The organism is Mucilaginibacter sp. GW821-FHT07G05, from assembly GCF_059418565.1.
On the sequence record NZ_JBWKQC010000001.1, the window covers coordinates 386,008 to 412,963 of the forward strand.

The following is a 26,956-nucleotide window of genomic DNA, read 5'->3' on the forward strand; positions in this document are numbered from 1 at the left end:
GGAGCCATGTACAAATAGTACATGGCTTCATTTTTAAACATTGATCTTTTTGACAAAAAAGTCAGCTTTTGACGGCTAAACATCTATATTTATATATCTTATCATATTAATTATAAATGAATACAGTTATAGATCAGCAGGATACGAAAAAAGAAAAGATACTTGAGGCCGCGCATAGCCGGTTTCTACACTACGGTTATTCGAAAACTACGATGAACGAAATAGCCGGCGACCTTGCCATGTCGAAGGCTTTGTTGTACTATTATTTCCCTGATAAAAGCCAGCTATACGTGGAGGTAATGCGCAAACTGGCTAATGATTATATCTATTTGCTCGAAAAACGTTCAGGTACTTTTGTCAACTTGCAAGAGGCCTTCTTCTACCAGATCAATACCAAACACAACTTTGTAGCCAGGAACTATAACTTCTTCGATTTTTTCAGGATCAACGAGCAGAACCTGCCTGATATGATCTGGGATATATTAGCGCTCATTCATAAAAAAGAAGTAGAAATGCTGATGCTCAGTTTACAACAGGAAACAGATAGCGGCTCTATAAAACTCACCAAACACCCCGAAAACCTGATAGAGCTATTACTTGATGCCCTGCACGGGGTACGCATGTGCTCGTCTTCGCATAAAAAAGTGGCCTTTCCTGATAAGGAGCACCTCGAGGATATTCATCAGAAAAGATTATTGCTTGCCGAAATATTTATTAAAGGCTTAAGATAATTTATCATCGCAATGTCAGTTATAGGTAATATAATTGTTGTTTAAACAACTAAAATATTTTTTTTGTATATTTGACCATCATATTTAAATAGTCAGTAATTATAATTCAACATATAATTACTTTAAAGATACTTCTTTTGGTTAGAGGTGATTGTTTTAGAGTGATTGGCTCAGGCCGGGGTGGTTCCCGGCCTGAATTTTTTTATACCCATCTCAAATAACCGAAGTATCAATCTTGATATTTCCTTCCAATATTTTATGAATAGGGCATTTATCGGCAATATCAACCAGGCGGTCAATCTGCTCCTGTTTTAGTTCACCCCTAAACTGTAGTTTACGTTCTATCAGTGTACCATTGCCGGTTTTAAACATTTCCAGGTCAACGGTTATTTCATCAACCACCCACATTTTGCGTTCAATATACATGCGCAGCGTAATAGCAGTGCAACTGCCCAGGCTGGCCAGCAGTAAAGAAAATGGATCCATGCCGGTATCGGTACCGCCTTTGTCAGCAGGCTCATCAACTAATATGGTATGGTTGAGGCCGCTAACTGTAGTTTGGTATTGCGTACGGCCTATAACGGCTTTTGAGGTAAGTATTGATTCTTTGAATTCGTCCATTTTGTAAACTGTTAATTACGCTCAACACATAGTAATTGCTTTTGTGTGATGAGCCCGGTTTTTGATCTATAACTATCCGAAGAATAAATAAGCTACAAAAATGGCGGTAATTACACCGGCCAAATCGGCCAGCAAACCGGCGGGTATGGCATAGCGTGATTTTTTGATGCCCACAGAACCAAAATAAAGCGCTACAATATAAAAGGTAGTATCGGCCGAACCGTTGAATATACTTCCCAATCTGCCTGCAAAGCTGTCTACACCAAATGTCTTCATGGTATCAATCATCATGGCTTTTGAACCCGAGCCGCTTAACGGTTTCATGTAGGCGACAGGCATGGCGTCCACAAAACGGGTATCTGTTTTAAACTGAACAAATACCCACCTAACGCCATCGTTAATATAATCAAGCGCCCCGGAAGTGCGAAAAACGCTGATTGCAACAAGCATGGCCACCAGATAAGGAATAATCTTTAATGATGTCTCGATACCCCCTTTAGCACCTTCAATAAAAACATCAAATACATTTACCTTTTTACGGAGCGCACCTAAAATGAATATTACAGGAATAATGTATAACATTAGGTTACTGGCCACTTTTGATACCAGGCTGATATGCTCTTTATCCAAATAAGCAGTAAAATACCAAACCAACAGGCCAACAAATGAGGTAAGTCCGCCGAGCCATAAAAGGATAACCCTGTCAAACAAATTAATTCGCTGTTTAATAGCCACAGCAAGCATACCTACTAAGGTTGCTACATACGTAGCTATAATACAGGGTATAAATACATCAGTAGGATCGGCAGCGCCTAAAATAGCCCGCTGGGCAATAATGGTAACCGGCAATATTTGCAAGCCGGAAGTATGCAGCACCAAAAACATGATCTGCGCATTGGAGGCTGTTTCTTTGTCTTCATTAAGCTCCTGTAAACTGCCCATAGCCTTTAACCCAAGTGGTGTAGCGGCATTATCAAGCCCTAAAAGGTTAGCCGAAAAATTCATCATCATTTGCCCGGTGGCAGGGTGATTTTTAGGTACTCCCGGAAACAAACGCTGAAAAAAAGGCCCGACTATGCGTGAAAGAAAATTAATAGCACCTGCTTTTTCGCCGATGTTCATAATACCTAACCACAAAACCATAGTACCTAATAAAGGCAATGCTATATCCATCACCGATGATTTGGAAGAGTTAAACATTCCCTCAACCATCTGTTGAAATATCTCTGTATCGCCTAAAAAAATGAGTTTAATAAGCCCCACTACAAAGGCTATAACAAAAAACGCGATCCAGATGTAATTGAGGGCCATATTTGAGAGTTGTTCAGGATTTGAAGATAATTGTTTTTTACTGATAAATCATAATCATAACTTCAAAGTGCCTAAAGCACACACCTATTAATTCAGCGTAACATCATTTTTAATACCTACCTGCACGGCAATGCAAGGCAAATTCATAACTTAGCTTTATATATAATACTACTATGCCTAAAATAGAACTTTCACGTGTACATGGCGATTTCGGTTTTGAAGCACGTGACGAATACGGACACTCCGTAAACATGGATAGCAGCCCCGAAAGCGGTGGCGAAAATTTTGGTGTACGCCCTATGCAAATGCTTTTAATGGGTATTGGCGGCTGCTCGGCCATTGATGTGATCAGCATATTGAAGAAACAACGCCAGGATATTAAAGATTATAAAATGGTTATCAACGGCAACCGCGAAGCGGGCAAAGAGCCTTCGTTATGGCAAAACGTTGATATCGAGTTTCATTTATATGGCGATATCGACGAAGACAAAGCCAAACGTGCCGCCGAATTATCTATCAATAAATACTGTTCGGTAGCTGCGACTTTAGAAAAAGCCGGTGCCGAAATTAAATGGCAGGTATTCATCCACCCGGCCGAATAATTCTTTACTACCGAAAAAAGAATTTCATCGATGAGCAATCATGTCCCTATACCTACGCTGCATTTGTTCCCGGTATTGGATGGATTGCTCATTGATCTTTTAAAATCGTTAACCGACGAAGAATGGCGCAAACCTACCATTGCCAAATTATGGACGGTAAAAGATATCGCCGCCCACTTGCTCGACGGTAACCTGCGTGTAATATCATCTGCACATCAATACAGCGGCAAACCTCCGCAAAATATCAATTCGTACCGCGACCTCGTAAATTACCTCAACCACCTGAACGCTGTTTTTGTAGAAGCGATGGATAGGGTAAGTCCGCAACAGTTGATAAGCATGCTGGCTGATACCGGCGAACAATACACATCTTACTTTGCATCGCTTGATCCATTTGCGTCTGCGCAATACGCGGTGAGCTGGGCAGGAGAGGAGCAATCAACTAACTGGTTTCATACAGCACGCGAGTATACCGAAAAGTGGCACCATCAGCAACAGATCCGTCATTCGGTAAATAAACCCGGCATTATTACTCCGGAGCTATTTTACCCTTGTATGGATACCTTTATGCGCGGCATCCCGTACAATTACCGCGAGGTTGAGGCCGATGCGGGAACCACTATAGCCATCACCATAAGTACCGAAGCAGGCGGGACATGGTACCTGCAAAAGGCAATCGACAATTGGCAACTCATCAAACAAACTGCAACCACACCCGATGCATCTGTTACTATTGATCCGGATACTGCCTGGCAGTTCTTCACCAAAGGTATCACACCAGCAGTAGCAGAGGGGAAAGCGATTATTACGGGCGATTCTTCGCTTACAAAAAACATCTTTAGTACTCTTTCGGTAATGGCTTAACTTCACGGTTTTGTGAAAAAGTGTAACCAAATCTCGCATAAATGATACAAACTGTATATTATTAAGTGCATAATTATGTATGTGTTTGACTATTGAGATTGATTGTTCAAATTAATATTACCAATCTTGCAATTGCCATACTTACACACTGCAATACAGTACATTAATGTTAAATTATGTTAAACTATTGGAGCTGTACTTAACTATAAACTCATCTGCGGCGAAATTCAATAAGGGTTACGTGGCATTAATGTTGCCTTTGGCTGTATAGCTTTCACTATATACGAAAGCATATATCAAACATTAATAATATGAAACCAAATTTTAAAAAAGCCTCACTAATACTCACCGGTATTTTGATGGGTGGTAAACTTTTCGCGCAAACAGCCGATACAACAAATAATTCTTCAAACTATGTTCAGCCATTCTCGGGCGGCGGTTCTTTTCGTACATGGTCGATAGGTGTACATGGTGGTATGTTGTCACCTTATACCATTTTCGGTAACATGAACAACCAGGATTTTAAAAGTCCGCACGAGCAAATTGGCTATGGTGCTTATGTAAAAAAACAAATACTTCATTCATTCGGTATACAGGCCGATTTCTTCAGGGGTAAATTAGAAGGTGCCGTTGGTCAAACCAATCCATTAGGCAATACCCCTACAAGCTTTAAAACAGATCTTAACTGGTCGGCGGCTTTAAGTGGTAACTTTACGTTAGCAAATATCAACTGGAGACACAAACAGGGCTTTATACAACCTTACCTGAGTTTAGGTGGTGGTGTGTTAGCATACAGACCATCAGTAACACTTGCCGATGGTACTTCAGAAAGAGCAGGATCAGATCTTCGTGAGTTCTTTATCCCGGTAGGTGCCGGTTTCAAAATCAACCTGGGTTCGGCAGTTAACCTTGATTTAGGTTACCAGGTAAATTTTGTTAACGCCAACAATGTTGACGGTTACAAATACGGCCTTACTAACGATAAATTCTCTTACGCTCACGTAGGTTTGGAATTTGCCCTGGGTAAATCATCAAAGCCACAATTGGCAACACATAACCCGGTAAACTCAATGCGTACCGAATACCTGTGGGAAGCACAAAGGTTACAATCACAAGTTGACGCGCAGAAAGCAGAAAATCAAAAATTACGTTCTGATTTAGATGCTACCAACGCCAACCTGTCAAAACTGACTACCGATAGCGATGGCGATGGTGTGGTTGACGTAAACGATAAATGCCCTAACACACCGGCCGGTACTAAGGTTGATGGTTCAGGTTGCCCGTTAGCTAAGCCAGAAGTGAAGGTTTATGTAACTGAAGAAGACAAACGTGTAGTAAAAGAGGCTATCAAAAATCTTGAATTTGATTTAGGTAAAGCAACTATACGCCCTACATCTTTCCCAAGTTTAGATAAAGTAGCTCAATTATTGGTTGACAAAAACTTTAGTCTGAAACTTGCCGGTCACACAGATAACACCGGTTCAGCAGATTTGAACTTAAGGTTATCGAAAGACCGTGCCGAATCAATTAAATCTTACTTAGTAAGCAAAGGTGCAAACGCATCACGTATAGAAGCTACAGGTTATGGTAAAACCCAACCGATAGCCACTAATAAAACAGCTGCCGGTCGTCAGCAAAACCGCCGTGTAGAGTTTACTCTATATTAATAGCCGAAACAGTTTAGATAAACAATCAGGAAACGATCTGCTCCATGCCGGGAGCGGATCGTTTCTGTTTTATGTGTAGGAAGGGCGACCTATATATTTAATTTATTGTATCACCATTAACCAATTCAACGTCTTGTTATATTAGGATCGCAAAATTTGATCTTTCAACTTAACAACATGAACAATTTATTGAATATAGGTGCCGAAGCATTACGAAAAGCCGCATTGAACCAGGAGGCAAAAGATTTTTTATTGGGTAACGAATTACTTTTCAAAACAGTTAAAAAAGCTGCCAACCGTTATATAGGCGGCGAAACCTTAGACGAAACCATTGCAAAAGTAATTGCGGAGAATAAAAATGGTTTTAAATGCTCCATGGAATACATGGGTGAAAATATAAAAACTGAAGTTGAAGCTAATGAAGCAACAACCGAATTTATTACGATATGCCACCAAATTATCAATCAAAACCTGTACAGCACCGTATCGCTCGATCTGTCGCATATAGGTTTAGGCATCTCACGCGATTGTGCTTACATAATTTAAATCAAATATGCGAGGCAGCTGCGGCCGGAAATATTGAAGTAATTATTAGTGCCGAAGGTACCAACCAAACAGATAACATCATAAGCGTATATCAGCAAGCCGCAAAACAACACACCAATTTATCAATAACCTTACAAGCCTACTTGTACCGGTCGGTTGATGATTTAGAAGAGTTGCTAAACATTCCCGGAAGAATAAGAATAGTTAAGGGTGCTTTTGAAACTGAAAAAGGCCTTTCAATACTAAGAGGAGCGGAGTTAGACAGCGTTTATTTAGGATATGTTGACAGGTTACTGGCTGCCAAGCATAAATGCTCGATAGCTACGCATCATCATGAAATTCAACAGGAAGCAAAAAAATTGATCAGCAACCATCAGGCAGATAAAAACCTGTACGAATTTGAAAGCCTTTACGGTATACAAACACCACAGTTAACCGCATTAAAAAATGCAGGCCATCCCGCCAAAATGTATTTTGTTTATGGGAAAGAATGGTACCTATATCTATGCAACCGGATTGCAGAATATCCTATGAATTTATTTCAGGCATTGGCAGATATTGTTGAATGATGTACTAACGGCTTTCTCATCATTGTGATTATTGAGATGCATGCATATATTAAATAAGTAAGCCGCTTATGCCCGGTTTTACTTATCAATGAAAGAAGTTATCTCGCAATTTGAGATAGCTTCTTTTAATTTATATATCCATGAGTTCACTCTGCTTATTCGGCATAATTCAGGTTAATTGTTTTAGCAGCCATAAATATTGACAATATTATGACCAATTGTGCGTTTTAGCACATGTAAACTCGTTTACCCATTGTTATTTTTGCGCAACGCATGAGACTTATCATCATATTCTTACTATCACTGTGCCAGCTATCGCTAAACGCGCATGATATTCACCATAAGGTTGCCAGCAGCCAAAGGGTAAGTCGCGTTCAGGCAAATAGCAAAAATAATAATGCTACCTACAACAGTGTTGGCAATTTAAGTGAGCAAAACGAATACGTTATCGATATTGAAGATGATGATAATAACGATAACGCCTCGCTCAGAAAATACCTGGTACCGGTTAAATCTCCTTTTGTATTTTTTCAATCGCTGCTCTTTTTAAGTGAAGATCAGTTTGTATATAACAACCCGTTATATCATAGCAAGTCATCAACCCCCACCTCATACAGGTATATTACCCTACGGTCTTTAAGAATCTGAGCATAACAATGCATCAGTTTTCACATGTTGTACGGTCATCGTACTGCTTTCGTGTGTACACGCAATATCTTTTACAATTAGCAATCCGGGTTATCTGGTGCTGCAACTGATGCTTTTTTAACAATCCCCACTGGCCCTTGGCGGCCCGCTATCTAATCAAATTAATATTTTTTATAATACAATGAAGAGGAATGTAATGTTCGTTGCCTTGTGTGTTTTGTTATACAACATCACAGGCTGTGCGTCAAACCAAGAAGAAAAAACCGAAGAAACCAGTACGTACACTGCAACAAGTCCGTTAAAAATTGATACCTCTTTTACTAAAGAGTACGTGTCGCAGATAAAATCGGTACGCAATATTGAAGTGCGTGCACAGGAGAAAGGTTATCTGCAAAAAATTTACGTAGATGAAGGCCAGGTTGTAAAAGCCGGTCAGCCGCTTTTCAGGATCATGCCGCAGGCTTTCGAGGCCGAACTGCAAAAGGCCGAAGCCGAAACCCGTTCGGCACAAATAGAAGTGCAGAATACCAAAACCCTGCTCGATAAAAATATCGTATCAAAAAACGAATACCTGCTGGCCGAGGCTAAACTTGACCAGGCAAAAGCCGAAACCAAACTGGCTAAAATGCACCTGGCATTCACCGAGATAAAAGCGCCGTTTGATGGTATGATTGACCGCATTCCTTTAAAATTAGGAAGCCTGATAGATGAAGGCGAACTGCTTACCAGCCTTTCAGATAACAGCCAGATGTTCGCGTACTTCAACGTATCTGAACCTGAATATTTGAACTACGAAACCAATGTTAAAGACCGTGGCGACAAAAAAGTAGGCCTGCTTTTAGCCAACGGCGAACCGTTTAAATATAAAGGCGATGTAGAAACTGTTGAAAGCGAATTTGATAACGAAACAGGAAATATCGCTTTCAGAGCAAGGTTCAATAACCCTGATAAATTGCTAAGAAACGGCGAAACCGGTAAGGTATTAATGACAGTTCCGCTTAAAAACGCGCTGATCATTCCGCAAAAAGCCACTTATGAGGTGCAGGATAAAATGTACGTATTTGTAGTTGATCATAACAATGTAGTGAGATCGACCATGATTGAGATTGCCGCACGCATGCCAGATTTGTTCGTGGTTAGATCCGGTATTTCGGCAAATGACAAGATTTTGCTTGAAGGGGTACAAAAGGTACGTGATAATGATAAGATCAAGTATGAATTTAAGAAACCGCAGGAGGTTATCTCTCAGTTAAAGTTAAAAGCGGAATAATCATTCATTCTAATAAACACTAATTCAATGTTTAATAAATTTATTCAAAGGCCGGTCCTGTCGATTGTAATATCGCTCATGATCGTCTTTTTGGGTGTGCTGGCAATAACAACATTGCCTGTAACCCAGTTTCCATCCATTTCGCCGCCAAAGGTGAACGTAACAGCCGATTATCCGGGCGCGAATGGCGAGTTGATGATCAAAGCCGTAGTTATTCCGCTGGAAAGGGCCTTAAACGGTGTTCCGGGGATGAAGTACATGACATCAGATGCCGGTAACGATGGTGAAGCTTCTATACAGGTTATTTTTAACCTTGGTACCGATCCTAACCAGGCGGCCCTCAACGTGCAAAACCGTGTGGCCTCCGTAGTAAACAAACTGCCGCCTTTGGTAGTGCGTGAGGGGGTAAAGATCACCCGTGAAGAATCGAACATGTTGATGTACGTGAACTTGTACAGTAAAGACCCGAATATGGATCAGAAATTCCTTTACAACTTTGCGGATATCAATATCCTTTCGGAATTAAAAAGGGTGAACGGTGTAGGTTTCGCGGATATTTTAGGTAACCGTGATTACGCCATGCGGATCTGGTTAAAACCCGATCGTATGCTGGCCTACAAGATCTCTGCCGATGAGGTGATGGAGGCATTAGCTTCGCAAAGTTTGGAGGCGTCTCCGGGTAAAACAGGTGAAAGTTCGGGTAAAAGATCACAGGCTTTTGAGTATGTGTTAAAATATTCGGGCAGGTTTACTACCAAAGAGCAATATGAGAATGTGGCTTTAAGAGCCAATGCCAATGGCGAAATACTGCGATTGAAAGATGTAGCCGATGTAGAGTTTGGCAGCTCGATGTACGATATCTATTCAAACCTGAATGGTAAGGCATCTGCGGCTATCGTACTAAAACAATCGTACGGTAGTAACGCGAGCCAGGTTATTAAGGATGTGAAGGCGAAGATGGAAGAGATCAAGAAGAATTCTTTTCCAAAGGGGATTGACTATGAGATCAGCTACGACGTTTCTAAATTCCTGGATGCCTCTATAGAAAAGGTAATTCACACCCTGGTAGAAGCCTTTATATTGGTGGGCCTGGTGGTATTCCTTTTCCTGGGCGACTGGCGTTCTACCATAATACCGGCAATGGCCGTGCCTGTATCGCTGATAGGTACATTCGTGTTCATGCAGTTCTTCGGTATTACGTTGAACCTCATTACGCTCTTCGCATTAGTACTTGCGATAGGTGTGGTAGTGGATGATGCCATTGTGGTAATTGAGGCGGTGCATGCTAAAATGGAAGAAGAACATCTATCTCCGTTAAAGGCAACGCAAAAAGCCATGCATGAAATTGCAGGTGCTATTATCGCTATTACCTTCTTAATGGCGGCTGTATTTGTTCCGGTGGCGTTCATGTCGGGGCCGGTGGGTATTTTCTACAGGCAGTTCTCTATCACTATGGCAACGGCCATTGTGCTTTCGGGTATAGTAGCGTTAACGCTTACGCCTGCATTGTGCGCCATGATATTGAAAAACACGCATGGTAAACCGAAGAAGAAAACCCCTGTAAACCGCTTTTTGGATGGTTTTAATAATAAGTTCAACAAAACGCAAGGTAAATACCAAAGTGTGCTTGGGCGTATTGTAAGCCGCAGGGCGGTAACGTTTATTACGCTCATCGCTTTCTGTGCCGGGATCTATGTGCTCAATAACTCCGTTCCGTCGGGCTTTATCCCGAATGAAGATCAGGGTATGTTTTACGCTATTATTCAAACGCCTCCGGGTTCATCTTTAGAGCGCACCAATGATATTGCCGAGAAACTGCAAAAAATAGCCGAAAAGGTTGACGGTGTACAATCAGTATCAGCTTTGGCCGGTTACGAAATTCTTACTGAAGGTACGGGTTCAAACTCCGGAACTTGTTTGATCAACCTAAAAGACTGGAGCGACCGTAAACATTCGGTTCAGGAAATTATTACCGAGCTTGAAGAGAAATCAAAGGACATTCCGGGAGCTAATATTGAATTCTTCCAGCCGCCGGCAGTACCGGGTTACGGTGCCGCGGGTGGTTTTGAGCTGCGTTTACTGGATAAATCGGGCTCGGGAGATTACAAGAAAATGGAAGCTGTGAATAACGATTTTGTGAAGGAGCTGAGCAAACGCAAAGAGCTTTCATCGGTATTCAGTTTCTACAGTGCCAGTTTCCCGCAGTTTATGCTTAAGGTAGATAACGATTTGGCGCAACAGAAAGGTATCACTATTGATAATGCCATGAACACGCTATCCACGTTAGTGGGTAGTAACTACGAGATCAGCTTTATCAAGTTCGGTATCAACTACAAGGTAATTGTACAGGCGGGGCCGCAATACCGCGCGCAGCCGGATGATATTTTGAAGCTGTACGTGAAGAATAACCGAGACGAAATGGTGCCGTATTCCGATTTTATGAAACTGGAAAAAGTATACGGTTTGTCCGAAATTACGCGGCATAACATGTACAACTCATCCGAGATCAGCGGATCATCCGCGCCGGGTTACAGCAGCGGTACAGCCATTAAGGTAATACAGGAAGTGGCCGATAAAACCCTGCCGAGAGGATTTGGTATTGGCTGGGCAGGTATCTCTGCCGATGAGGTTGCGCAGGGTAACCAGGCCGTTTATATCTTCCTGATCTGTTTAGGGTTCGTTTACCTCATTCTTGCCGCGCAATACGAAAGCTTTATCCTGCCGCTATCGGTGATCCTATCTTTGCCCGCGGGTATTTTCGGTGCCTTTTTATTGCTAAAAATAACAGGTTTGGAAAACAACATTTACGCGCAGGTGGCCATGGTAATGCTCATTGGTTTGCTGGGTAAAAACGCGGTACTGATAGTAGAGTTTGCCGTGCAAAGGCATGCCGCCGGTAAATCGGTATTGGAGGCCGCCATGGAAGGTTCAAAAGCAAGGTTCAGACCTATTTTGATGACATCGTTCGCATTCATTGCCGGTTTGATACCGCTGGTATTCGCATCCGGACCGGGTAAGGTAGGTAACCGAACTATTGGTACAGCCGCCGCCGGTGGTATGCTTTTAGGTACCATTTGCGGTGTATTTGTTATACCGGGCTTATACTACATATTCGGTCGTATTGCAGAACGACGCAAACTTGTGAAAGATGAAGATGAGAATCCTTTAACCGAAGAAATTGATAACAACAATGTATAAGTTAAATAGATATAAAGGTATTGCTGTGGCCGGTGTTTGCCTGGCCATAGCAAGCTGTAAGGTTCCGGCTATTACGCAACTGCCCGAAAGCAAGTCGTTGCCGGGAGCATACAACGCCAATAGTACCGATACCACCAATACAGGAGCAGTACAATGGCGCAGTTTTTTTACTGATAATAACCTGATCAGCCTGATAGATACCGCGCTGAAAAACAACCAGGAGTTGCTCACCACCTTGCAGGAGATACAAATTGCCAGGAACGATATTGGTTTAAGGCAGGGACAGTTATTACCAAAAGTTGGCTTAAGGGCAGGAGCAGGGCTTGAAAAAGCAGGTCGCTACACCAGCCAGGGTGCAGGTGATGCTTCTACAGATATCACGCCCGGAAGGGAAGTACCTGATCCGCTGCCGGATTATACCCTGGGCGCTTATGCCGATTGGGAGGTAGATATCTGGAAGAAATTGCGTAACGCTAAAAAAGCGGCGGTTACCCGGTATTTATCAAGTGTAGAGGGCAAAAACTTTGTGCTCACCAACCTGATAGCCGAAATTGCCAATGCCTATTATGAGCTGCAATCGTTAGATAGTCAGCTGGCTATCGTAAGGCAAAGTATCGCAGTACAAAAGAACGCGCTGGAGATTGTAAAGGTACAAAAGGATGCAGCACGTGTAACCGAATTGGCGGTTCAAAAATTCCAGGCAGAAGTACTAAGTTCCGAAGGATTGGAATTTGAAACATTGCAAAAGATCAGGGAAACAGAAAACGACTTAAACCTGCTTTTGGGCCGTTATCCGCAGGAGATAGTACGCACTAAGGATGCTTTTCTGAACTTGACACCGGCGGCTGTGCATTCGGGTATCCCATCGCAGCTGTTGGCTAACCGCCCGGACGTTAAACAGGCCGAGCTTGATTTGGTAGCTGCTAAGCTGGATGTAAAGGTTGCCCGTGCAGAGTTTTATCCATCGATCAGTATATCTGCGGCATTGGGTTTTCAGGCTTTTAAACCGAGTTACTTGTTCAGGTATCCTGAATCACTGATCTATTCGCTGGCAGGTGATATTGCCGGTCCGCTGATTAACAAAGCGGCCATTAAAGCCGAATTTAATAGCGCCAATGCAAGACAGTTACAGGCTATGTATAACTACCAAAGGGTGATATTGAACGCCTATATTGAAGTAAATACACAGCTCTATGCAATTGACAACCTGGAGAAACGCTACAGCCTGAAATCGCAGGAAGCCGATGCGCTTACGAGGTCGGTAGATATTTCGAACGCGCTATTTAAATCGGCACGGGCCGATTATTTTGAGGTATTGATGACCCAAAGAGACGCGTTGGCTACCAGGCTGGAATTGGTAGAAACCAAAAAAGCGCAGCTTACAGCGGTAACCAATGTGTACCGCAATTTAGGCGGTGGCTGGAGATAAATAGTAATAAATACCCCTATTAATAATAAGAGGCTGCCCCTGAAAAGGTAGCCTTTTTTTGTTTTTATATAAATGATGAAATTTGTATATAGTTCACTGTAGCAGGTGCTTATGCGCTCAATTTTTATTTACTATGTTTAACTACCACGTAAATGCGCGCTCTTAAATCAGGATTGATTTAACTAAAATGATATTAAATATTTTTTTCATAGGGTTTATATAGTAATTACATAACTTATAAAACTTTACTGTATCACACCGTAATCATGACCAATAAAAAACCTTCTGTATCAGTTATTTGCAAGGCAGTTTATTGCACTGCTGGAAGTGGTTTTACGCTATTGGTTATTGGAATAACAACATGCATTTTACTGCTGGGTGTTACTACTGTTAAAGCCCAAACCGATGCCGATTTTAATTTTAAACCGGCAGCCCCAACAAACATTGCTGCTTATAAGGCAGATGAAGCATTGCGCTTAAAGAGCGAGTATGAAGCCCTGCTTGGCGAAAATGAATCACTCAATCAGCAAATAGAGAAACTTAACGACCTAATTAAAGAGCAGGGATTAGAAATTAAACTGATGTACATCAGGGAGCAAATTGAGTTGAAGCGTTTCGGTTTTTTTCAAGATGGAAAAGTACTTGAACCTTATCAGGATTTGGCCGAGGTAAAAACTGATGGCGCCGGAAAGATCAACAAGATCATCATAACTGTTAGCTATAACAGAAGTTCAGATGAAAAAATCAAGGTTTTTTTGGCCGATACAACATTCATAAAAAACCATCCCGTTACCTACAGCTTTTTGGAAAGTGGCTTTTTAGAGTATCATGATGAATCTTCCAGTATTACGGCACTCTCCATAAAACCGGTTAAATTCCCTTTCCTTATAACTGCTAAAGGCACACTTGAACAACGTAAGCGATACAATGAAAGCCTGTTCTATTTTTTGTTAGCCGCTGATAAAGAAATAAAACCGGGTATGCTCTCCAGCTACATGACGGTAGAAAAGCAACGTGTGCCCTCGGGTAACCTGGAGGAAATTATTGCATTAAGAGAAAAATTTATAATTCAATTTAAGGCCTGGTATGATAAGCAAAAGAAAGATTAGATACACACTTTTCGCATGGATAGCAGCTATGTTATTCACCTTGATGAACGTGCCGCAAGCCGTGGCGCAAAAGGCTGATAGCGCTAAGGCTTTGGTTGACGATATAATGGGCAAAATAGATCAGGAAAAAGACAGCAGTCTGGTATCAATGCCCGAACTAACGCACAATGCCCATAGCGATTCCCTTTTACTTGATCAATATGTGAAGGTGCGCGTTTACCATATGAAACACGAGATGAGTGCGTATCATTTACAGTATATTACCAGTATCGTTATTTTCATAATGGTGATCGTTATTGTGGTGTTAGGGTTGATCCTGTCGTACAAGCAGTTTACGCTCACCGAGCGAATGATGACCAAATCGATAAAGATCCATAAGCAAACTGTTGGTGAAACCGCCCAGCAACCCGGCTTTTCCGATTCTACTTTTGAAGTAAGCAAGGATGGGCTTAAGATAAATACCGCTGTAATTGGCCTTATGATCTTGGTATTGTCGCTGGTGTTCTTTTTCCTGTACCTAAAATTTGTGTACCCCATAGATATACATCAGTGATAATTATGAAATGGCTGATTGAAGCTTACAAAAGCTAATATTTTCGTATAAAATACTAAGCCGCCTTACAAATAATTATAAGGCGGCTTATTATTTATTATGGACGATCAACCCCGAAACTATTTCGTGATAGCCGCTGATCTGTCCATCTTGATTTTTAAATATTTGCGTATCGGGATATCCAAAAATATCATCACCACATAAGCTAAACCGATCAGTAATATTGTACCGATAGCCATAACGTATATCATTTCGTTTAGGGTAGGTTTTAGCTTTTCTACATAACTCATAAACAGCCATATGAACGGGTAATGCACCATATAAAGCGGGTAGGAGATATCTCCGGAAAACTTACAAAGTTTTACCAATTTGGGTGCTAAATATGCCCCTGCGCCAAGCGCGATCAGGAAAGGGAAATAAAATATGATAACAGCAGAATCAACTATAAAATTAAACTTATCATTAAACGGAATAATAAATGCAGCCAGCAACATAATGCTTATGGTTATAAACCCAATACGCGATTTAATGATCCAGTTTGAACGGTACACCAGTATACCCGCAATAAAAGAATAGAGTACCCGTATGGCTCCGCCCGAGATATTATCACCGCCCCAGCCTACGCTCAGGTTTTTTGATACAACGGCCTCGTAACACAAGGCTATCGCGGCAATGAACAGTACAACCCAGGTGATCTTATTACGCATCCGCACCAATACTAACGCGTATACCACATTGGCTATATATTCCCAAAATAACGACCATGTAGGCGGATTTAGGTGAAACAGGTTAAAATAACGCTCATGCACAAGCGGATAAGGCACCATTAAACACGAAGCAACAAACATTAAAAAAGTCTTGTCGGAATAGGTACTGTAAAGGTTACTAAGCGGATCAAAAACAAAGGCAATTAAGCCAATTATCGACCCAATAATTACCAATGGATGTAAACGGATCAATCGTAATTTCAGAAAGGTAGCTAACCCGATGCTTTTCAGTTTTTGATCGTAAGCGTAGGCAATTACAAAACCCGACAGGCAAAAGAAAAAGTCGACAGCAAGGTAAGCATGAGCGATAAAGCTTTTGGTATAATCGGGTACGGCTATTTCCATAAAGTGGAAGATCACCACGGCTATGGCCGCTACTCCTCTCAGGCCATCTAAAATTTCGAAATGTTGTTTTGTTTTAAGAAGGGGAGATTGAATTGTTGTTTCGTGCATTTTTATATAATTGGTTTTAAATAGCTTTACAGCAAGGCATGTCACATACAGCGCTCCAAAGATGCTTTTTAAAATTTAGTTTAATCAATCATAACGTATCATTATTTCGAGCATTTCTCTCAAATAGTTAAATGCAGCTGCTTAATCTTCAAATAAATAACCACTGTAGGCTAAGCCTGTGGCTACACTTTTAAAGTTATCACCCGAATTAAGGTTAACATGCGGAAACCTGTTTTTGAAAAGTTTTTGAATGCTGCCTACCATTGAAGTACCGCCCGTTAAAAACAGGCTATCAATGTTTTGTGGTTCAATATTGTTTTGCACCATAAACTCTTCGAGGCAATTCGCAATCCGGTCCACATCTTTTGCAATTACCTGCCCGTAATCAGCCAAAGATATTTCCTCATCAATAGCTATATCCATTTTATGATAACTGAATTGGGCCGCCTCCGCGCTTGTGAGGGTGATCTTTGTTTTTTCGATGGATTGGAATACCGAATAACCCAGGTTGTTTTCAATGAGCGTGATCAGGTTCTTAAACAGCCTGTCTTTGCCCGAAAAATAATAGTAATCTTCAATGTCCTTTTGGATACGCAAGCCGTTGAAGAAGTTCATCCGTTCCCACGAACAAATATTTGCAAACAGCGATTTCGGCACGGTCAATACCTTACCGGGTGTAGCTTCATATTGGGTGTACTTACCAAAGTAGGGCGTTCCTTTCTCCCACATAAACGCGGAATCAAAACTATCGCCGCCTACGTAAATCCCGCTATTGGCCATCATATCGTTCTTCCGGTCTTTACTGCCAACCTTTTCTGGATCGAGCACTAAATAAGTAAAATCGGTAGTACCTCCGCCCAAATCGGCAACCAATACATTCTCTTTTTTCACCAGGCTCTTTTCATAAGCGAAGGCCGCGCCGATAGGTTCAAACTGAAAACGAACATTTGCAAAACCGGCAAGCTCGGCCGCTTTGCGTAAACGGGTTTGGGCCAGTGTGTCTTTTTGCACATCATCGTCGTCGAAAAAAACGGGACGACCGATGATCGCTTTTTGGCAATCCTGACCAATCAATTTATCTGCACGGGTTTTCAGCTCCTTTAAAATGATAGCCACGAGGTCTGACGCGTTGTAGCGTTTATTGTGGATACGGGTTTCTGTAAAGCTGCTTCTTGACAGTACTTGTTTAACCGATTTAATGAAGCGACCTTTCATATCGTCGTTTAGATAAGCCGATATCGCTTCTTCGCCTACAACATAACCCGCGCCTTGTTGATGATAAAAATAAATAAGCGACGGTATAATAATGGTGCTATGGATCTCTTTTGTGTCTTCATTATAAATAGCCAGGGCCGAATTGGTTGTTCCAAAATCAATTCCGTATAAAAAGTTATTCATAGCAAGGATTAAAACAGTGAAAAATTTAAAAGGGCGACGAAAATATGGAAAAATTGCCTGTGAACGAAACGATAATTAACTTTTAGCGAAAATTGCATCCACTTAATATTACTAAATATTATATTAGGAAGTATATTGCTAAATTTGCAGGAATGACAGACCTTAACGAGTATGAATGCGAAATGCTTGACACCCTGCTGGAAGCCTTCGGGATTCCGGACAGCCTGACGCGTTTACAATTACTTGAACTTTTTGATCAGGACGAGGCCGCGGCCTTTGCCATGGTTAAGGCGCTAACCAGGGAAGGTTTTATAGCCGAATCGGGCAAGCATGGCGATTATGAACTGCCTGAAAAACTTATTCTGAAACCCAAAGGTGAAAAGTTTCTTAAAGAAGGCGGCTTCACCAAGTGGTATCAGTTAGAGCAGCAAAAGGGTGTTGAGGTTGGCGGTACACTGGCCAAGTTGCAACAGCAAAACATGAAGCTGCAAAACGAAAAGCTATCCAATCAAACACAGATAGGTAACCTTGAAAAAATGGTTAATACACTAAAGGTACGCCAGTACATACTGTGTATATTAATAGTTGTAGCACTGATAATTGGATACTTTATAGGTTCATTCAGTAAAGGCTAATCTGCATTTATACCAGCTGCCTCTATTGCCTTAAGAATAGTATTCTACTATCTTAACTAAGTTCATTCCATCCGGAATTTTAAATTCATTCACTCAGTATATGTTCTAAAATGTGATATCCGTCAGTTTTTAGCGGCTACCGTCATCATTTAAAACATGGTAATTGCGGGGCATTTTTGTAGTAGAAATTTTATCCATGATAGATACTATTACAAAAACAAGCTGTTACCATTGCGGTAACGACTGCAACGCCAATACTTATCATATAGATGAAAAGCAGTTTTGCTGCGCCGGGTGCAAAGGCGTTTATCAGATATTGTCGCAAAGCGGCCTGTGCAGTTACTACAACTTTAACGATCATCCGGGTGCCAACCGTGCAAGTCTTGATAAGCGTTTTGAATATTTGGATGATCCTGCCATTATAGGCGACCTTATTGATTATACCGACGGTCAGGTCACCATTATCACCTTTTATATACCGCATATTCATTGCAGTTCGTGCATCTGGCTGCTGGAGCAACTTAACCGTATCAATCCGGCGATCTACCACAGCCGGATTGATTTTCTGAAAAAGCAGGTTAACATTCGTTTCACCAATGCTGAAATTTCTTTAAGGCAAGTTGTTGAACTACTGTTTGATATTGGTTACGAGCCATTGATCAGCCTACAGGATATTGTTAAAAAACAACATACCGGGCAGAGCGATAAACTGGTGCAGAAAATTGCCGTGGCAGGTTTTTGCTTCGGCAACGTAATGCTGTTAAGCTTTCCCGAATACCTGGGTTTATCTGAATATGAGCATTCATTTAAGCAACTTTTCGGCTGGTTAAATATATTGTTTGCATTACCGGTTACTCTTTATAGCGGCGCCGAATATTTTACATCGGCTTATACAAGCCTGCGTAACAAGGTTTTAAATATTGATTTTCCGCTGGCTTTGGGTATCGCGGTGCTTTTTATACGCACCGTAGCAGAGATACTTACCAAACAAGGCGCGGGTTTTGCCGATACGCTTTGCGGCCTGGTGTTTTTTCTGTTGGTTGGCAAGTTTGTGCAACGTAAAACCTATTACCATATTTCGTTCGAGCGCGATTACCGTTCGTTTTTCCCGGTGGCTGTGCAAGTGATAGAGGATGGTGTTGAGAAACCGGTGCAGCTTTCTAATATTGAAATTGGCCAACGGATCCGTATCCGTCACAACGAAATTATACCTGCCGATGCGATTTTGCTGAAAGGGAATGCACGCATTGATTTCAGCTTTGTAACCGGCGAATCAATACCTGTAAATAAAACCCTGGGCGAGGTAATCTACGCCGGGGGCAGGCAAATGGGCGAAGCATTGGAACTGGAAGTAATTAAACAGGTATCGCAAAGCTATCTTACCCAATTATGGAACAACGAAGCTTTTACCCGGCAGCAGGATAACCGCATGCAAACCTTTAACGAAAGGGTAAGCCGGTATTTTACTATCGTGCTGCTAACTATAGCTTTCGGCTCGCTCTTTTTTTGGTTAGGATCAAACTGGCAAAGAGGCTTATCAGCATTTACTGCTGTGCTTATAGTGGCTTGCCCATGCGCGCTCGCGCTGAGTACGCCCTTCACCATGTCGGCAGCGCTGGGGGTGTTTGATCGTAACCGGTTTTATTTAAAGAATACGGCTGTTGTTGAGCAGCTTGCCCGCATAAATACGCTTGTATTTGATAAAACCGGTACCATTACCATAGCAGGCGATAATACCATTAGCGAAGTAGCCACGCTATCTGCCTACCAACGAAAACTGATCTATAATGTATGCAATAACTCGGGGCACCCATTGAGCAGGCAAATTTGCAGGCACTTGGGGGCAATGGCTATTATGCCCATCGCCGCTTACCATGAAACGGCAGGGAGGGGTATATCAGCTCAAATAGGTGAGGATGTTATCCGTATAGGCAGTTTAGAGTTTGTAGTGGGCGGGTATAGCATTCAAACGGTAAACACCACGCAGGTACATTTGATGATCAACAGCGAATACCTCGGTTATTTCGGTTTTACGCAAACCTATCGTGATGGTTTAAAGCATGTAACCTCTTTAAGTTCTGTGTACAATACATTTCTTTTATCGGGCGACCAGGATCATGAGCGAAACCAGCTTTTGCCTTATTTTACAGATGAGCATATGCAATTCGGCAAGTCGCCGCAGCAAAAGCTCGATTTTGTTAAACAGCTGCAACATGGCGGTAACAAAGTAATGATGATAGGCGACGGGCTCAATGATTCGGGCGCGTTAAAGCAAAGCGACCTGGGTGTGGCGGTGACCGACAATGTCAATAATTTTTCGCCGGGGAGCGATGCTATTCTGGATGGTACTTCATTAAGTAAGCTGCCTGCCTTTTTGCAGTTCTCTAAAGATACGGTCACTATCATTTACATCTCGTTCTTCATTTCGCTTACCTATAATTTTATTGGTTTAAGTTATGCGGTTACCGGTAAGCTATCGCCTTTAACGGCCGCTATCCTGATGCCATTAAGCACGGCGACCATCATATCATTCACCAGCATTGCCACACATTTAGCGGCAAAAAACAGAAAACTGTCATGACCATCATTTACTTCCTCATCGGGTGCAGTATTGTACTCGCGCTCGCTTTTTTGGGCGCTTTTTTCTGGGCGCAACGCAGCGGTCAGCACGACGATCTTTACACCCCATCGGTAAGGATATTGCTGGATGACGAGGCCAGCGATGAATTAAAAAAGTGATTCATCTCACCCTTTTAGCCAACCGCTGTCATTCTGCCGGTAGGGCAGGCTCAATAATTTTACACCATTAAATACAAGCACTAATTAATACATATGCAACCCGAAAAATTTTACTATGACAATAAGATCGTTCGCAATTTTGGTATTGCCACGGTTGTATGGGGCATTATCGGTATGACGGTAGGCCTGCTGGTGGCCATTCAGCTTTACCATCCGGCGGCCAACATGGGTAACCAGTATACCACGTTTGGCCGTATCCGGCCGCTGCACACTAATGCCGTTATATTCGCCTTTGTGGGCAATGCCATATTTATGGGCGTATATTATTCCCTGCAAAGGCTGCTAAAAGCCCGCATGTTTAGCGATGTGTTAAGTAAGGTACACTTTTGGGGATGGCAGCTTATTATACTGGCGGCTGTACTTACATTACCTTTAGGCATTACCACATCGCACGAATACGCTGAACTGGAATGGCCCATAGATATCGCCATTACATTGATATGGGTGGTTTTCGGTGTAAACATGTTCGGTACCATTATAAAACGCCGCGAACGACATTTGTATGTTGCCATTTGGTTTTACATTGCCACGTTTGTAACCATAGCGGTGTTGCATATTGTTAACTCGTTCGAGTTGCCAATTTCGGCTATTAAAAGCTATTACTTATACGCCGGTGTGCAGGATGCCCTGGTGCAATGGTGGTACGGGCACAACGCGGTGGCGTTCTTTTTAACAACACCATACCTGGGTATGATGTACTACTTTTTGCCTAAGATGGCCAACCGCCCTATCTACTCCTATAAACTAAGTATACTGCACTTTTGGGCGCTGATATTCATCTATATATGGGCCGGCCCGCACCACTTGCTGTATACCTCATTGCCGGGCTGGGCGCAATCTTTAGGTGTTGCGTTTTCTATTATGCTGATAGCGCCAAGCTGGGGTGGTATGATCAACGGACTGCTTACTCTACGCGGTGCATGGGATAAAGTACGTGATGACGTGGTGCTGAAGTTTATGGTAGTGGGGCTTACCGCGTACGGTATGGCCACGTTTGAAGGGCCAATGTTATCGCTTAAAAAGGTAAACGCCATCGGTCACTTTACCGATTGGATTGTGGCACACGTACACGTTGGCGCCTTAGGCTGGAATGGATTTTTAACCTTTGCTATACTGTATTGGCTGATACCACGCATTTATAGAACCGAACTTTTCTCAAAAAAGCTGGCCGCGTTCCATTTTTGGATAGGCACACTGGGCATCCTTTTCTACGCCGTACCTATGTATTGGGCAGGGTTTACCCAAGGCCTTATGCTGAAAGAGTTTACTGCGGAGGGCATGTTGAAATACCCTAACTTTTTAGAAACCACACTGCGCATTATCCCTATGCACGTTATGCGTTCGGTTGGTGGGGCATTGTATCTTGCAGGAGTTATTATTATGGCCTACAATCTGGTGCGTACCGCGGCACAGGGAAAATTAGTGGCCAATGAGGGTGCCGAAGCCATTCCGCTTGCGCCTTTACATGTTGACCAGCACCAGGAAAAATGGCACCGCCGTTTAGAACGCCGACCTGTAAAACTGATGGTGTTCTCACTCATTGTTATCCTGATAGGCAGCGTTATTGAGCTCATCCCAACATTTACCATATCATCAAACGTGCCTACCATTGCCAGCGTTAAACCCTATTCACCGCTGGAATTACAAGGCCGGGATATTTACATCAGGGAAGGATGTGTTAACTGCCACTCGCAAACGGTGAGGCCTTTCCGTTCAGAAACGGAACGTTACGGTGATTACAGCAAAGCCGGTGAGTTTGTATACGACCATCCGTTCTTGTGGGGATCAAAACGTACCGGGCCAGATCTGGCCCGTGAAGGAGGGAAGTATGGCGATGCCTGGCATTTTAATCACTTGATGGATCCAAGGTTAATGTCGCCCGGAAGTATTATGCCTGCTTACGATTGGCTGATCACTCAGCAACTGGATACTACCAATACCGCTGCCAAAATAAATGCCATGCGCAAATTGGGCGTACCATATAAAGCCGGTTACGAAAGAATTGCGAATCGTGAACTGGATGCACAGGCGCAGGCAATCGCCTTAAATCTGTCAAAAGATAAAATAAAGGTAAAAAGCGACAAAGAGATCATCGCCCTGATAGCTTACCTGCAACGCATGGGGATCGATATAAAAGCAAGTAAAACCGCCAATAATAACTAAGCATCATGTTTAAGCAATTTACAGAAAATATAAAGGGTAACGAGGTTTACCTGATATCATCATTGGGCCTGTTCCTCGTATTTTTTATAGTGGTGACCATCTTGTTGATACGTGTACGACGAAACCATGTTAATTATATGAGCAATTTACCCTTGAACGATGGCGCGGCAGAAATGGAAAGGATCGGTTTATGAAAAAGCTTTTTCCTGCGTTATTAATTTTAACAGCGATAGTGCAACCTGTATTTGCCGACGACGCTCCTGCGGAACTGACCACCGGTGAGTTGATGAACTATTGGGGTTTCGGCGCAATAGTACTGGTATTGTTGCTATTGCTTGGCGCAATGTTGATGTTGCTGCACACCTTTAAAGTGCTTACCAAAGTACTTGCCCCGGTTACTGCTGATGAACTGGAAAACGATGAGGCTACATTGGCACTGCCTGTGAAACCTAAAAAAACAATAGTAGAAAAACTCTTGTCGCTCAAACCATTATCTGAAGAAAAATCAATATTGATAGAGCACGATTACGATGGGATACAGGAACTGGATAATCCTACGCCAACATGGTTCATGGGTTTATTTTACACCTCTATTATAGCGGCAGCAGCTTATTTGTTGGTTTATCATGTGTTTGAACTCGCTCCCCTGCAAGATGAGGAATATCGTAATGAGGTAGCGCTCGCCAATAAAGAGAAAGAGGCCTATCTGGCCAAATCGGCAAACCGGGTCGACGAGAATACGGTAAAGCTATCAACCGATGCAGCGGTACTTACAGAGGGCGGCAATATCTTCAAGCAAAATTGCGCCGCCTGCCATGGCGATAAAGGACAGGGCATGGTTGGCCCCAATTTAACCGATGAGTATTGGCTGCACGGCGGTAAAATATCCGACCTGTTTAAAACCATTAAATATGGTGTGCAGGCAAAAGGGATGCCTACATGGGAGAAACAGTTATCCCCTAAACAAATTGCCGATGTAGCCAACTATATAAAATCGTTACACGGCACCCATCCGGCAAATGCTAAAGAGCCGCAAGGCGATAAGGAAGGTAATGATGAAGGCGCGTCAGCTAAAACGGCGATGGTAGTAACCCATTAAAATGTTAAGCACACCAATTACCGGGCAACCCAATACAACAGCCGCAGGCGGCCGCAAGTGGTTATATCCGCTGGTACGCAAAGGCAAGCTGTATAACTATCGCAGCTGGCTTAGTTACGCTTACCTGCTGTTGTTTTTTGCCGGGCCTTTCATCCGTATTAATGGCAATCCTTTGCTATTGCTGAATTTTATGGAAAGGCGATTTGTTTTGCTCGGACAGGTTTTTTGGCCGCAGGATTCCATACTCTTTGTACTGGTAATGCTGGTGGGTATGGTGTGTATCATATTGTTCACCATCGCCTTTGGTCGTATTTTTTGCGGATGGATCTGTCCGCAAACCATTTTTATGGAGATGGTTTTCCGTAAGATAGAGATATGGATAGAAGGGCAACCTCAAAAACGCCGCAAGCTGGATGAAGGCCCGTGGACTAACGAAAAGCTGTTAAAGAAAGGGGCGAAGCACTCTCTTTTTATAATACTATCATTCTTAATAGCCAATACGTTCCTGGCCTATATTGTTGGCAGCGAACAGCTTATTAGTATTGTTAGTGAACCGATTGGTTTGCATTGGACGGGTTTTATCAGTATATGGATCTTTACCGCGGTGTTTTACCTTGTTTACAGTCAGGCGCGTGAACTTATATGTACGGTTATTTGTCCCTATGGCAGGTTGCAGGGTGTGTTGACGGATAAGCATACCCTTGTGGTCGCTTATAACTTTTTAAGAGGCGAGCCAAGGGGCAAGTTATCAAAAAAGGAAGCGGAAGCCACACCCAAAGGCGACTGTGTGGATTGCGACCTATGCGTGGCCGTTTGCCCAACCGGTATAGATATACGTAATGGCACGCAGTTAGAATGTATTAATTGTACTGCCTGTATAGATGCCTGTAACCAGGTGATGGCTAAAATTAATAAACCGCTTAACCTGGTGGGTTTCTATTCCGAAGAAATGATCAGGGAAAACAAGAAGCCCACTTTTAATACACGTATGGCGGCCTATAGTACTGTGATAGTTGCTTTATTGGGGGTATTAACCTATTTCGTATTACAGCGAAGCCCTGTTGATGTAACCATTATGCGTTCGGCAGGGATGCTATACCAGGAACAGCCCGACGGGTATATAAGTAACCTTTATAATGCCGAGGTTACCAATAAAACCAATGCAGACCAACGTATCGAATTGGTGGTCGATGATCCGGCTGTAAAGATCAAATACATACAGGTACCCGGGATACTTAAAAAAGAGGAAACAAGCAAGATCGTATTCTTTTTACTGATACCGGAAGCAAATATCCGCAGCGCCAAAACCGATATCACATTACATATTATGCAGAATAAAACAGATGCGGGAAGTATCAGTACCACATTTATAGGTCCGGTAAACGGGGAGGTAAGCAAATGAAAATGAATTGGGGTAAAGGAATAGTAATAGGCATGGTTTGCTTTATGCTATTCATCATAGTGATGGTTGTAGCCATGTTTAGTCAACCGGCCGATGATTACGATAAGCAGTATTACGAAAAAGGCTTGGCCTATGATAAAGATTACAAGCGGGCACAGCAGGTAATAAAAGATAAAGCACAACCTGTAATAGAATTTAAGGGCGCCGAAGCGCTCATCCATTTCAGAACGCCTGTAAAGGGGCAGGTTACGTTCGCACGACCGTCTGACCGTAATATGGATGAGAAGTATTATCTGGATGTTGACAGCGAAAATATAGTCCGCATTCCGTTAACCCGGTTAAAAACCGGTCAATGGCAATTAACATTTGAATGGATAGCTAATAACAATCAATACCTATATAAAAAAGAAGTATACCTGCCATGAGCACCAATGAGGTGGCATTTTTTATCGGCTTATTTGGCAGCGTGCATTGCGTAGGGATGTGCGGTCCGCTCGCGTTTGCCGTGCCTTTTACGGGCAGGTCGCGGTGGTTATTGGTGTGGGACAAGTTTATTTATCAAATAGGGCGTACCATAAGCTACTCATTATTGGGCTTGATAACCGGGATTATAGGTAAACAAATATGGCTGTTTGGCGCGCAGCAAAGCATCAGCATTATTAGCGGTGTACTTATTATAGGAGTGGCGTGTTCAAAGCTATTAAACCTACATTCTTTAAAAACCAAAAGATTATCCGAGTTTCCGTCACTGATCAATAGGTTTATCGTTAGGGCTGTTACTCAAAAAAACGGGCACCTCTATATAGGCATGCTCAACGGGTTACTGCCATGTGGTTTTGTATACCTCGCCTTAATTGGCGCTGTAAACACCCCAACCGTTATATTGTCGGTACAATATATGTTTTGGTTCGGTATTGGCACTTTACCTTTAATGCTGGCGGCCACGCTCGGCGCCGGGTTACTAACTGTAACAGTACGCAACAGGTTGAATAAAGCCGTTCCGTATTTTATGCTATGCTTGGGTTTATGGTTTGTGCTGCGCGGAGTTCCGCTGAATATACCGTATATAAGTCCTGCGGAAATTACCGATCCGGCTTTATGCCGCTGAAATAATCACTGATT

General features: G+C 42.5%; 25 protein-coding genes. 21 read left to right on the forward strand and 4 right to left on the reverse strand.

Annotated elements, in window-relative coordinates:
• The first annotated feature begins 116 nt into the window (after positions 1 to 116).
• On the forward strand, positions 117 to 731 hold the full coding sequence (locus tag AC07NA_RS01500) for a TetR/AcrR family transcriptional regulator (RefSeq protein ID WP_494895053.1): 615 nt from the start codon (positions 117 to 119) through the stop codon (positions 729 to 731).
• Between the two features lie 213 nt (positions 732 to 944).
• Here AC07NA_RS01500 and AC07NA_RS01505 read toward each other — a convergent pair whose 3' ends face one another.
• Complete coding sequence (locus tag AC07NA_RS01505; RefSeq protein WP_494895055.1) at positions 945 to 1,352, reverse strand: OsmC family protein; 408 nt, start codon at positions 1,350 to 1,352, stop codon at positions 945 to 947.
• A gap of 72 nt (positions 1,353 to 1,424) precedes the next feature.
• Positions 1,425 to 2,663: a nucleoside recognition domain-containing protein gene (locus tag AC07NA_RS01510; RefSeq protein ID WP_494895057.1), complete on the reverse strand. Its 1,239-nt coding sequence runs from the start codon at positions 2,661 to 2,663 to the stop codon at positions 1,425 to 1,427.
• Between the two features lie 173 nt (positions 2,664 to 2,836).
• On the opposite strand from AC07NA_RS01510, the gene AC07NA_RS01515 reads away from it, so the two are divergent.
• The 11 genes from AC07NA_RS01515 (at position 2,837) to AC07NA_RS01565 (ending at position 15,118) form a co-directional block, all read left to right on the forward strand.
• Positions 2,837 to 3,265: an OsmC family protein gene (locus AC07NA_RS01515; RefSeq protein ID WP_494895059.1), complete on the forward strand. Its 429-nt coding sequence runs from the start codon at positions 2,837 to 2,839 to the stop codon at positions 3,263 to 3,265.
• 30 nt (positions 3,266 to 3,295) lie between these two features.
• A complete protein-coding gene (locus AC07NA_RS01520; protein ID WP_494895061.1) occupies positions 3,296 to 4,129 on the forward strand; it encodes a maleylpyruvate isomerase N-terminal domain-containing protein in 834 nt (277 codons plus the stop codon).
• A gap of 311 nt (positions 4,130 to 4,440) precedes the next feature.
• Positions 4,441 to 5,796 carry an OmpA family protein gene (locus tag AC07NA_RS01525; RefSeq protein ID WP_494895063.1) on the forward strand — a complete coding sequence of 452 codons (1,356 nt, stop codon included), beginning with the start codon at positions 4,441 to 4,443 and terminating at the stop codon, positions 5,794 to 5,796.
• A gap of 177 nt (positions 5,797 to 5,973) precedes the next feature.
• Positions 5,974 to 6,342, forward strand: coding sequence for a hypothetical protein (locus AC07NA_RS01530; RefSeq protein WP_494895065.1), 369 nt, complete (start codon positions 5,974 to 5,976; stop codon positions 6,340 to 6,342).
• Positions 6,324 to 6,911, forward strand: coding sequence for a proline dehydrogenase family protein (locus AC07NA_RS01535; RefSeq protein WP_494895067.1), 588 nt, complete (start codon positions 6,324 to 6,326; stop codon positions 6,909 to 6,911). The genes AC07NA_RS01530 and AC07NA_RS01535 overlap by 19 nt, the downstream gene beginning before the upstream one ends.
• Before the next feature lie 273 nt (positions 6,912 to 7,184).
• Positions 7,185 to 7,559 carry a hypothetical protein gene (locus tag AC07NA_RS01540; RefSeq protein ID WP_494895069.1) on the forward strand — a complete coding sequence of 125 codons (375 nt, stop codon included), beginning with the start codon at positions 7,185 to 7,187 and terminating at the stop codon, positions 7,557 to 7,559.
• 181 nt (positions 7,560 to 7,740) lie between these two features.
• A complete protein-coding gene (locus AC07NA_RS01545) occupies positions 7,741 to 8,829 on the forward strand; it encodes an efflux RND transporter periplasmic adaptor subunit (RefSeq protein WP_494895071.1) in 1,089 nt (362 codons plus the stop codon).
• Positions 8,830 to 8,856: 27 nt separating this feature from the next.
• Positions 8,857 to 12,027, forward strand: coding sequence for an efflux RND transporter permease subunit (locus AC07NA_RS01550; protein ID WP_494895073.1), 3,171 nt, complete (start codon positions 8,857 to 8,859; stop codon positions 12,025 to 12,027).
• Positions 12,020 to 13,456, forward strand: a complete 1,437-nt coding sequence (locus AC07NA_RS01555) for a TolC family protein (protein ID WP_494895075.1) — start codon at positions 12,020 to 12,022, stop codon at positions 13,454 to 13,456. Before AC07NA_RS01550 ends, AC07NA_RS01555 begins: the two co-directional genes overlap by 8 nt.
• A 266-nt stretch (positions 13,457 to 13,722) precedes the next feature.
• Positions 13,723 to 14,565 carry a hypothetical protein gene (locus AC07NA_RS01560; protein ID WP_494895077.1) on the forward strand — a complete coding sequence of 281 codons (843 nt, stop codon included), beginning with the start codon at positions 13,723 to 13,725 and terminating at the stop codon, positions 14,563 to 14,565.
• A gap of 28 nt (positions 14,566 to 14,593) precedes the next feature.
• Complete coding sequence (locus AC07NA_RS01565; RefSeq protein ID WP_494895079.1) at positions 14,594 to 15,118, forward strand: hypothetical protein; 525 nt, start codon at positions 14,594 to 14,596, stop codon at positions 15,116 to 15,118.
• Between the two features lie 119 nt (positions 15,119 to 15,237).
• On the opposite strand, the gene AC07NA_RS01570 is transcribed toward AC07NA_RS01565, so the two are convergent.
• Positions 15,238 to 16,338, reverse strand: a complete 1,101-nt coding sequence (locus AC07NA_RS01570) for an acyltransferase family protein (RefSeq protein WP_494895081.1) — start codon at positions 16,336 to 16,338, stop codon at positions 15,238 to 15,240.
• 141 nt (positions 16,339 to 16,479) lie between these two features.
• A complete protein-coding gene (locus AC07NA_RS01575) occupies positions 16,480 to 17,736 on the reverse strand; it encodes an Hsp70 family protein (RefSeq protein WP_494895083.1) in 1,257 nt (418 codons plus the stop codon).
• Positions 17,737 to 17,888: 152 nt separating this feature from the next.
• Between AC07NA_RS01575 and AC07NA_RS01580 the strand changes: the two genes are divergently transcribed.
• From AC07NA_RS01580 to AC07NA_RS01620, 9 genes are all read left to right on the forward strand, one after another.
• The gene (locus AC07NA_RS01580) at positions 17,889 to 18,371 is read left to right on the forward strand and encodes a hypothetical protein (RefSeq protein WP_494895085.1); all 483 of its coding nucleotides are present in this window, start codon (positions 17,889 to 17,891) and stop codon (positions 18,369 to 18,371) included.
• Positions 18,372 to 18,567: 196 nt separating this feature from the next.
• The gene (locus AC07NA_RS01585; protein ID WP_494895087.1) at positions 18,568 to 20,952 is read left to right on the forward strand and encodes a heavy metal translocating P-type ATPase; all 2,385 of its coding nucleotides are present in this window, start codon (positions 18,568 to 18,570) and stop codon (positions 20,950 to 20,952) included.
• The gene (ccoS, locus tag AC07NA_RS01590; RefSeq protein ID WP_494895089.1) at positions 20,949 to 21,110 is read left to right on the forward strand and encodes a cbb3-type cytochrome oxidase assembly protein CcoS; all 162 of its coding nucleotides are present in this window, start codon (positions 20,949 to 20,951) and stop codon (positions 21,108 to 21,110) included. Before AC07NA_RS01585 ends, ccoS begins: the two co-directional genes overlap by 4 nt.
• 93 nt (positions 21,111 to 21,203) lie before the next feature.
• On the forward strand, positions 21,204 to 23,333 hold the full coding sequence (gene ccoN, locus AC07NA_RS01595) for a cytochrome-c oxidase, cbb3-type subunit I (RefSeq protein ID WP_494895091.1): 2,130 nt from the start codon (positions 21,204 to 21,206) through the stop codon (positions 23,331 to 23,333).
• A gap of 5 nt (positions 23,334 to 23,338) precedes the next feature.
• The gene (locus tag AC07NA_RS01600; RefSeq protein ID WP_345209373.1) at positions 23,339 to 23,527 is read left to right on the forward strand and encodes a hypothetical protein; all 189 of its coding nucleotides are present in this window, start codon (positions 23,339 to 23,341) and stop codon (positions 23,525 to 23,527) included.
• The gene (locus AC07NA_RS01605) at positions 23,524 to 24,432 is read left to right on the forward strand and encodes a cbb3-type cytochrome c oxidase N-terminal domain-containing protein (RefSeq protein WP_494895093.1); all 909 of its coding nucleotides are present in this window, start codon (positions 23,524 to 23,526) and stop codon (positions 24,430 to 24,432) included. Before AC07NA_RS01600 ends, AC07NA_RS01605 begins: the two co-directional genes overlap by 4 nt.
• Position 24,433: 1 nt before the next feature.
• Complete coding sequence (ccoG, locus tag AC07NA_RS01610; protein ID WP_494895095.1) at positions 24,434 to 25,834, forward strand: cytochrome c oxidase accessory protein CcoG; 1,401 nt, start codon at positions 24,434 to 24,436, stop codon at positions 25,832 to 25,834.
• Positions 25,831 to 26,259, forward strand: a complete 429-nt coding sequence (locus tag AC07NA_RS01615; RefSeq protein WP_494895097.1) for a FixH family protein — start codon at positions 25,831 to 25,833, stop codon at positions 26,257 to 26,259. The genes ccoG and AC07NA_RS01615 overlap by 4 nt, the downstream gene beginning before the upstream one ends.
• A complete protein-coding gene (locus tag AC07NA_RS01620; protein ID WP_494895099.1) occupies positions 26,256 to 26,942 on the forward strand; it encodes a sulfite exporter TauE/SafE family protein in 687 nt (228 codons plus the stop codon). Before AC07NA_RS01615 ends, AC07NA_RS01620 begins: the two co-directional genes overlap by 4 nt.
• The last annotated feature ends 14 nt before the right edge of the window (positions 26,943 to 26,956 follow it).

Coding starts and splice junctions, on each gene's coding strand:
- AC07NA_RS01565 (WP_494895079.1), top strand. CDS start 14,594: ATGTTATTCACCTTGATGAACGTGCCGCAAGCCGTGGCGCAAAAGGCT.
- AC07NA_RS01575 (WP_494895083.1), bottom strand. CDS start 17,736: ATGAATAACTTTTTATACGGAATTGATTTTGGAACAACCAATTCGGCC.
- AC07NA_RS01515 (WP_494895059.1), top strand. CDS start 2,837: ATGCCTAAAATAGAACTTTCACGTGTACATGGCGATTTCGGTTTTGAA.
- AC07NA_RS01615 (WP_494895097.1), top strand. CDS start 25,831: ATGAAAATGAATTGGGGTAAAGGAATAGTAATAGGCATGGTTTGCTTT.
- AC07NA_RS01530 (WP_494895065.1), top strand. CDS start 5,974: ATGAACAATTTATTGAATATAGGTGCCGAAGCATTACGAAAAGCCGCA.
- AC07NA_RS01550 (WP_494895073.1), top strand. CDS start 8,857: ATGTTTAATAAATTTATTCAAAGGCCGGTCCTGTCGATTGTAATATCG.
- AC07NA_RS01570 (WP_494895081.1), bottom strand. CDS start 16,338: ATGCACGAAACAACAATTCAATCTCCCCTTCTTAAAACAAAACAACAT.
- AC07NA_RS01500 (WP_494895053.1), top strand. CDS start 117: ATGAATACAGTTATAGATCAGCAGGATACGAAAAAAGAAAAGATACTT.
- AC07NA_RS01555 (WP_494895075.1), top strand. CDS start 12,020: ATGTATAAGTTAAATAGATATAAAGGTATTGCTGTGGCCGGTGTTTGC.
- ccoN (WP_494895091.1), top strand. CDS start 21,204: ATGCAACCCGAAAAATTTTACTATGACAATAAGATCGTTCGCAATTTT.
- AC07NA_RS01620 (WP_494895099.1), top strand. CDS start 26,256: ATGAGCACCAATGAGGTGGCATTTTTTATCGGCTTATTTGGCAGCGTG.
- AC07NA_RS01525 (WP_494895063.1), top strand. CDS start 4,441: ATGAAACCAAATTTTAAAAAAGCCTCACTAATACTCACCGGTATTTTG.
- AC07NA_RS01560 (WP_494895077.1), top strand. CDS start 13,723: ATGACCAATAAAAAACCTTCTGTATCAGTTATTTGCAAGGCAGTTTAT.
- AC07NA_RS01605 (WP_494895093.1), top strand. CDS start 23,524: ATGAAAAAGCTTTTTCCTGCGTTATTAATTTTAACAGCGATAGTGCAA.
- ccoS (WP_494895089.1), top strand. CDS start 20,949: ATGACCATCATTTACTTCCTCATCGGGTGCAGTATTGTACTCGCGCTC.
- AC07NA_RS01545 (WP_494895071.1), top strand. CDS start 7,741: ATGAAGAGGAATGTAATGTTCGTTGCCTTGTGTGTTTTGTTATACAAC.
- AC07NA_RS01510 (WP_494895057.1), bottom strand. CDS start 2,663: ATGGCCCTCAATTACATCTGGATCGCGTTTTTTGTTATAGCCTTTGTA.
- AC07NA_RS01600 (WP_345209373.1), top strand. CDS start 23,339: ATGTTTAAGCAATTTACAGAAAATATAAAGGGTAACGAGGTTTACCTG.
- AC07NA_RS01585 (WP_494895087.1), top strand. CDS start 18,568: ATGATAGATACTATTACAAAAACAAGCTGTTACCATTGCGGTAACGAC.
- AC07NA_RS01580 (WP_494895085.1), top strand. CDS start 17,889: ATGACAGACCTTAACGAGTATGAATGCGAAATGCTTGACACCCTGCTG.
- AC07NA_RS01520 (WP_494895061.1), top strand. CDS start 3,296: ATGAGCAATCATGTCCCTATACCTACGCTGCATTTGTTCCCGGTATTG.
- AC07NA_RS01505 (WP_494895055.1), bottom strand. CDS start 1,352: ATGGACGAATTCAAAGAATCAATACTTACCTCAAAAGCCGTTATAGGC.
- AC07NA_RS01540 (WP_494895069.1), top strand. CDS start 7,185: ATGAGACTTATCATCATATTCTTACTATCACTGTGCCAGCTATCGCTA.
- ccoG (WP_494895095.1), top strand. CDS start 24,434: ATGTTAAGCACACCAATTACCGGGCAACCCAATACAACAGCCGCAGGC.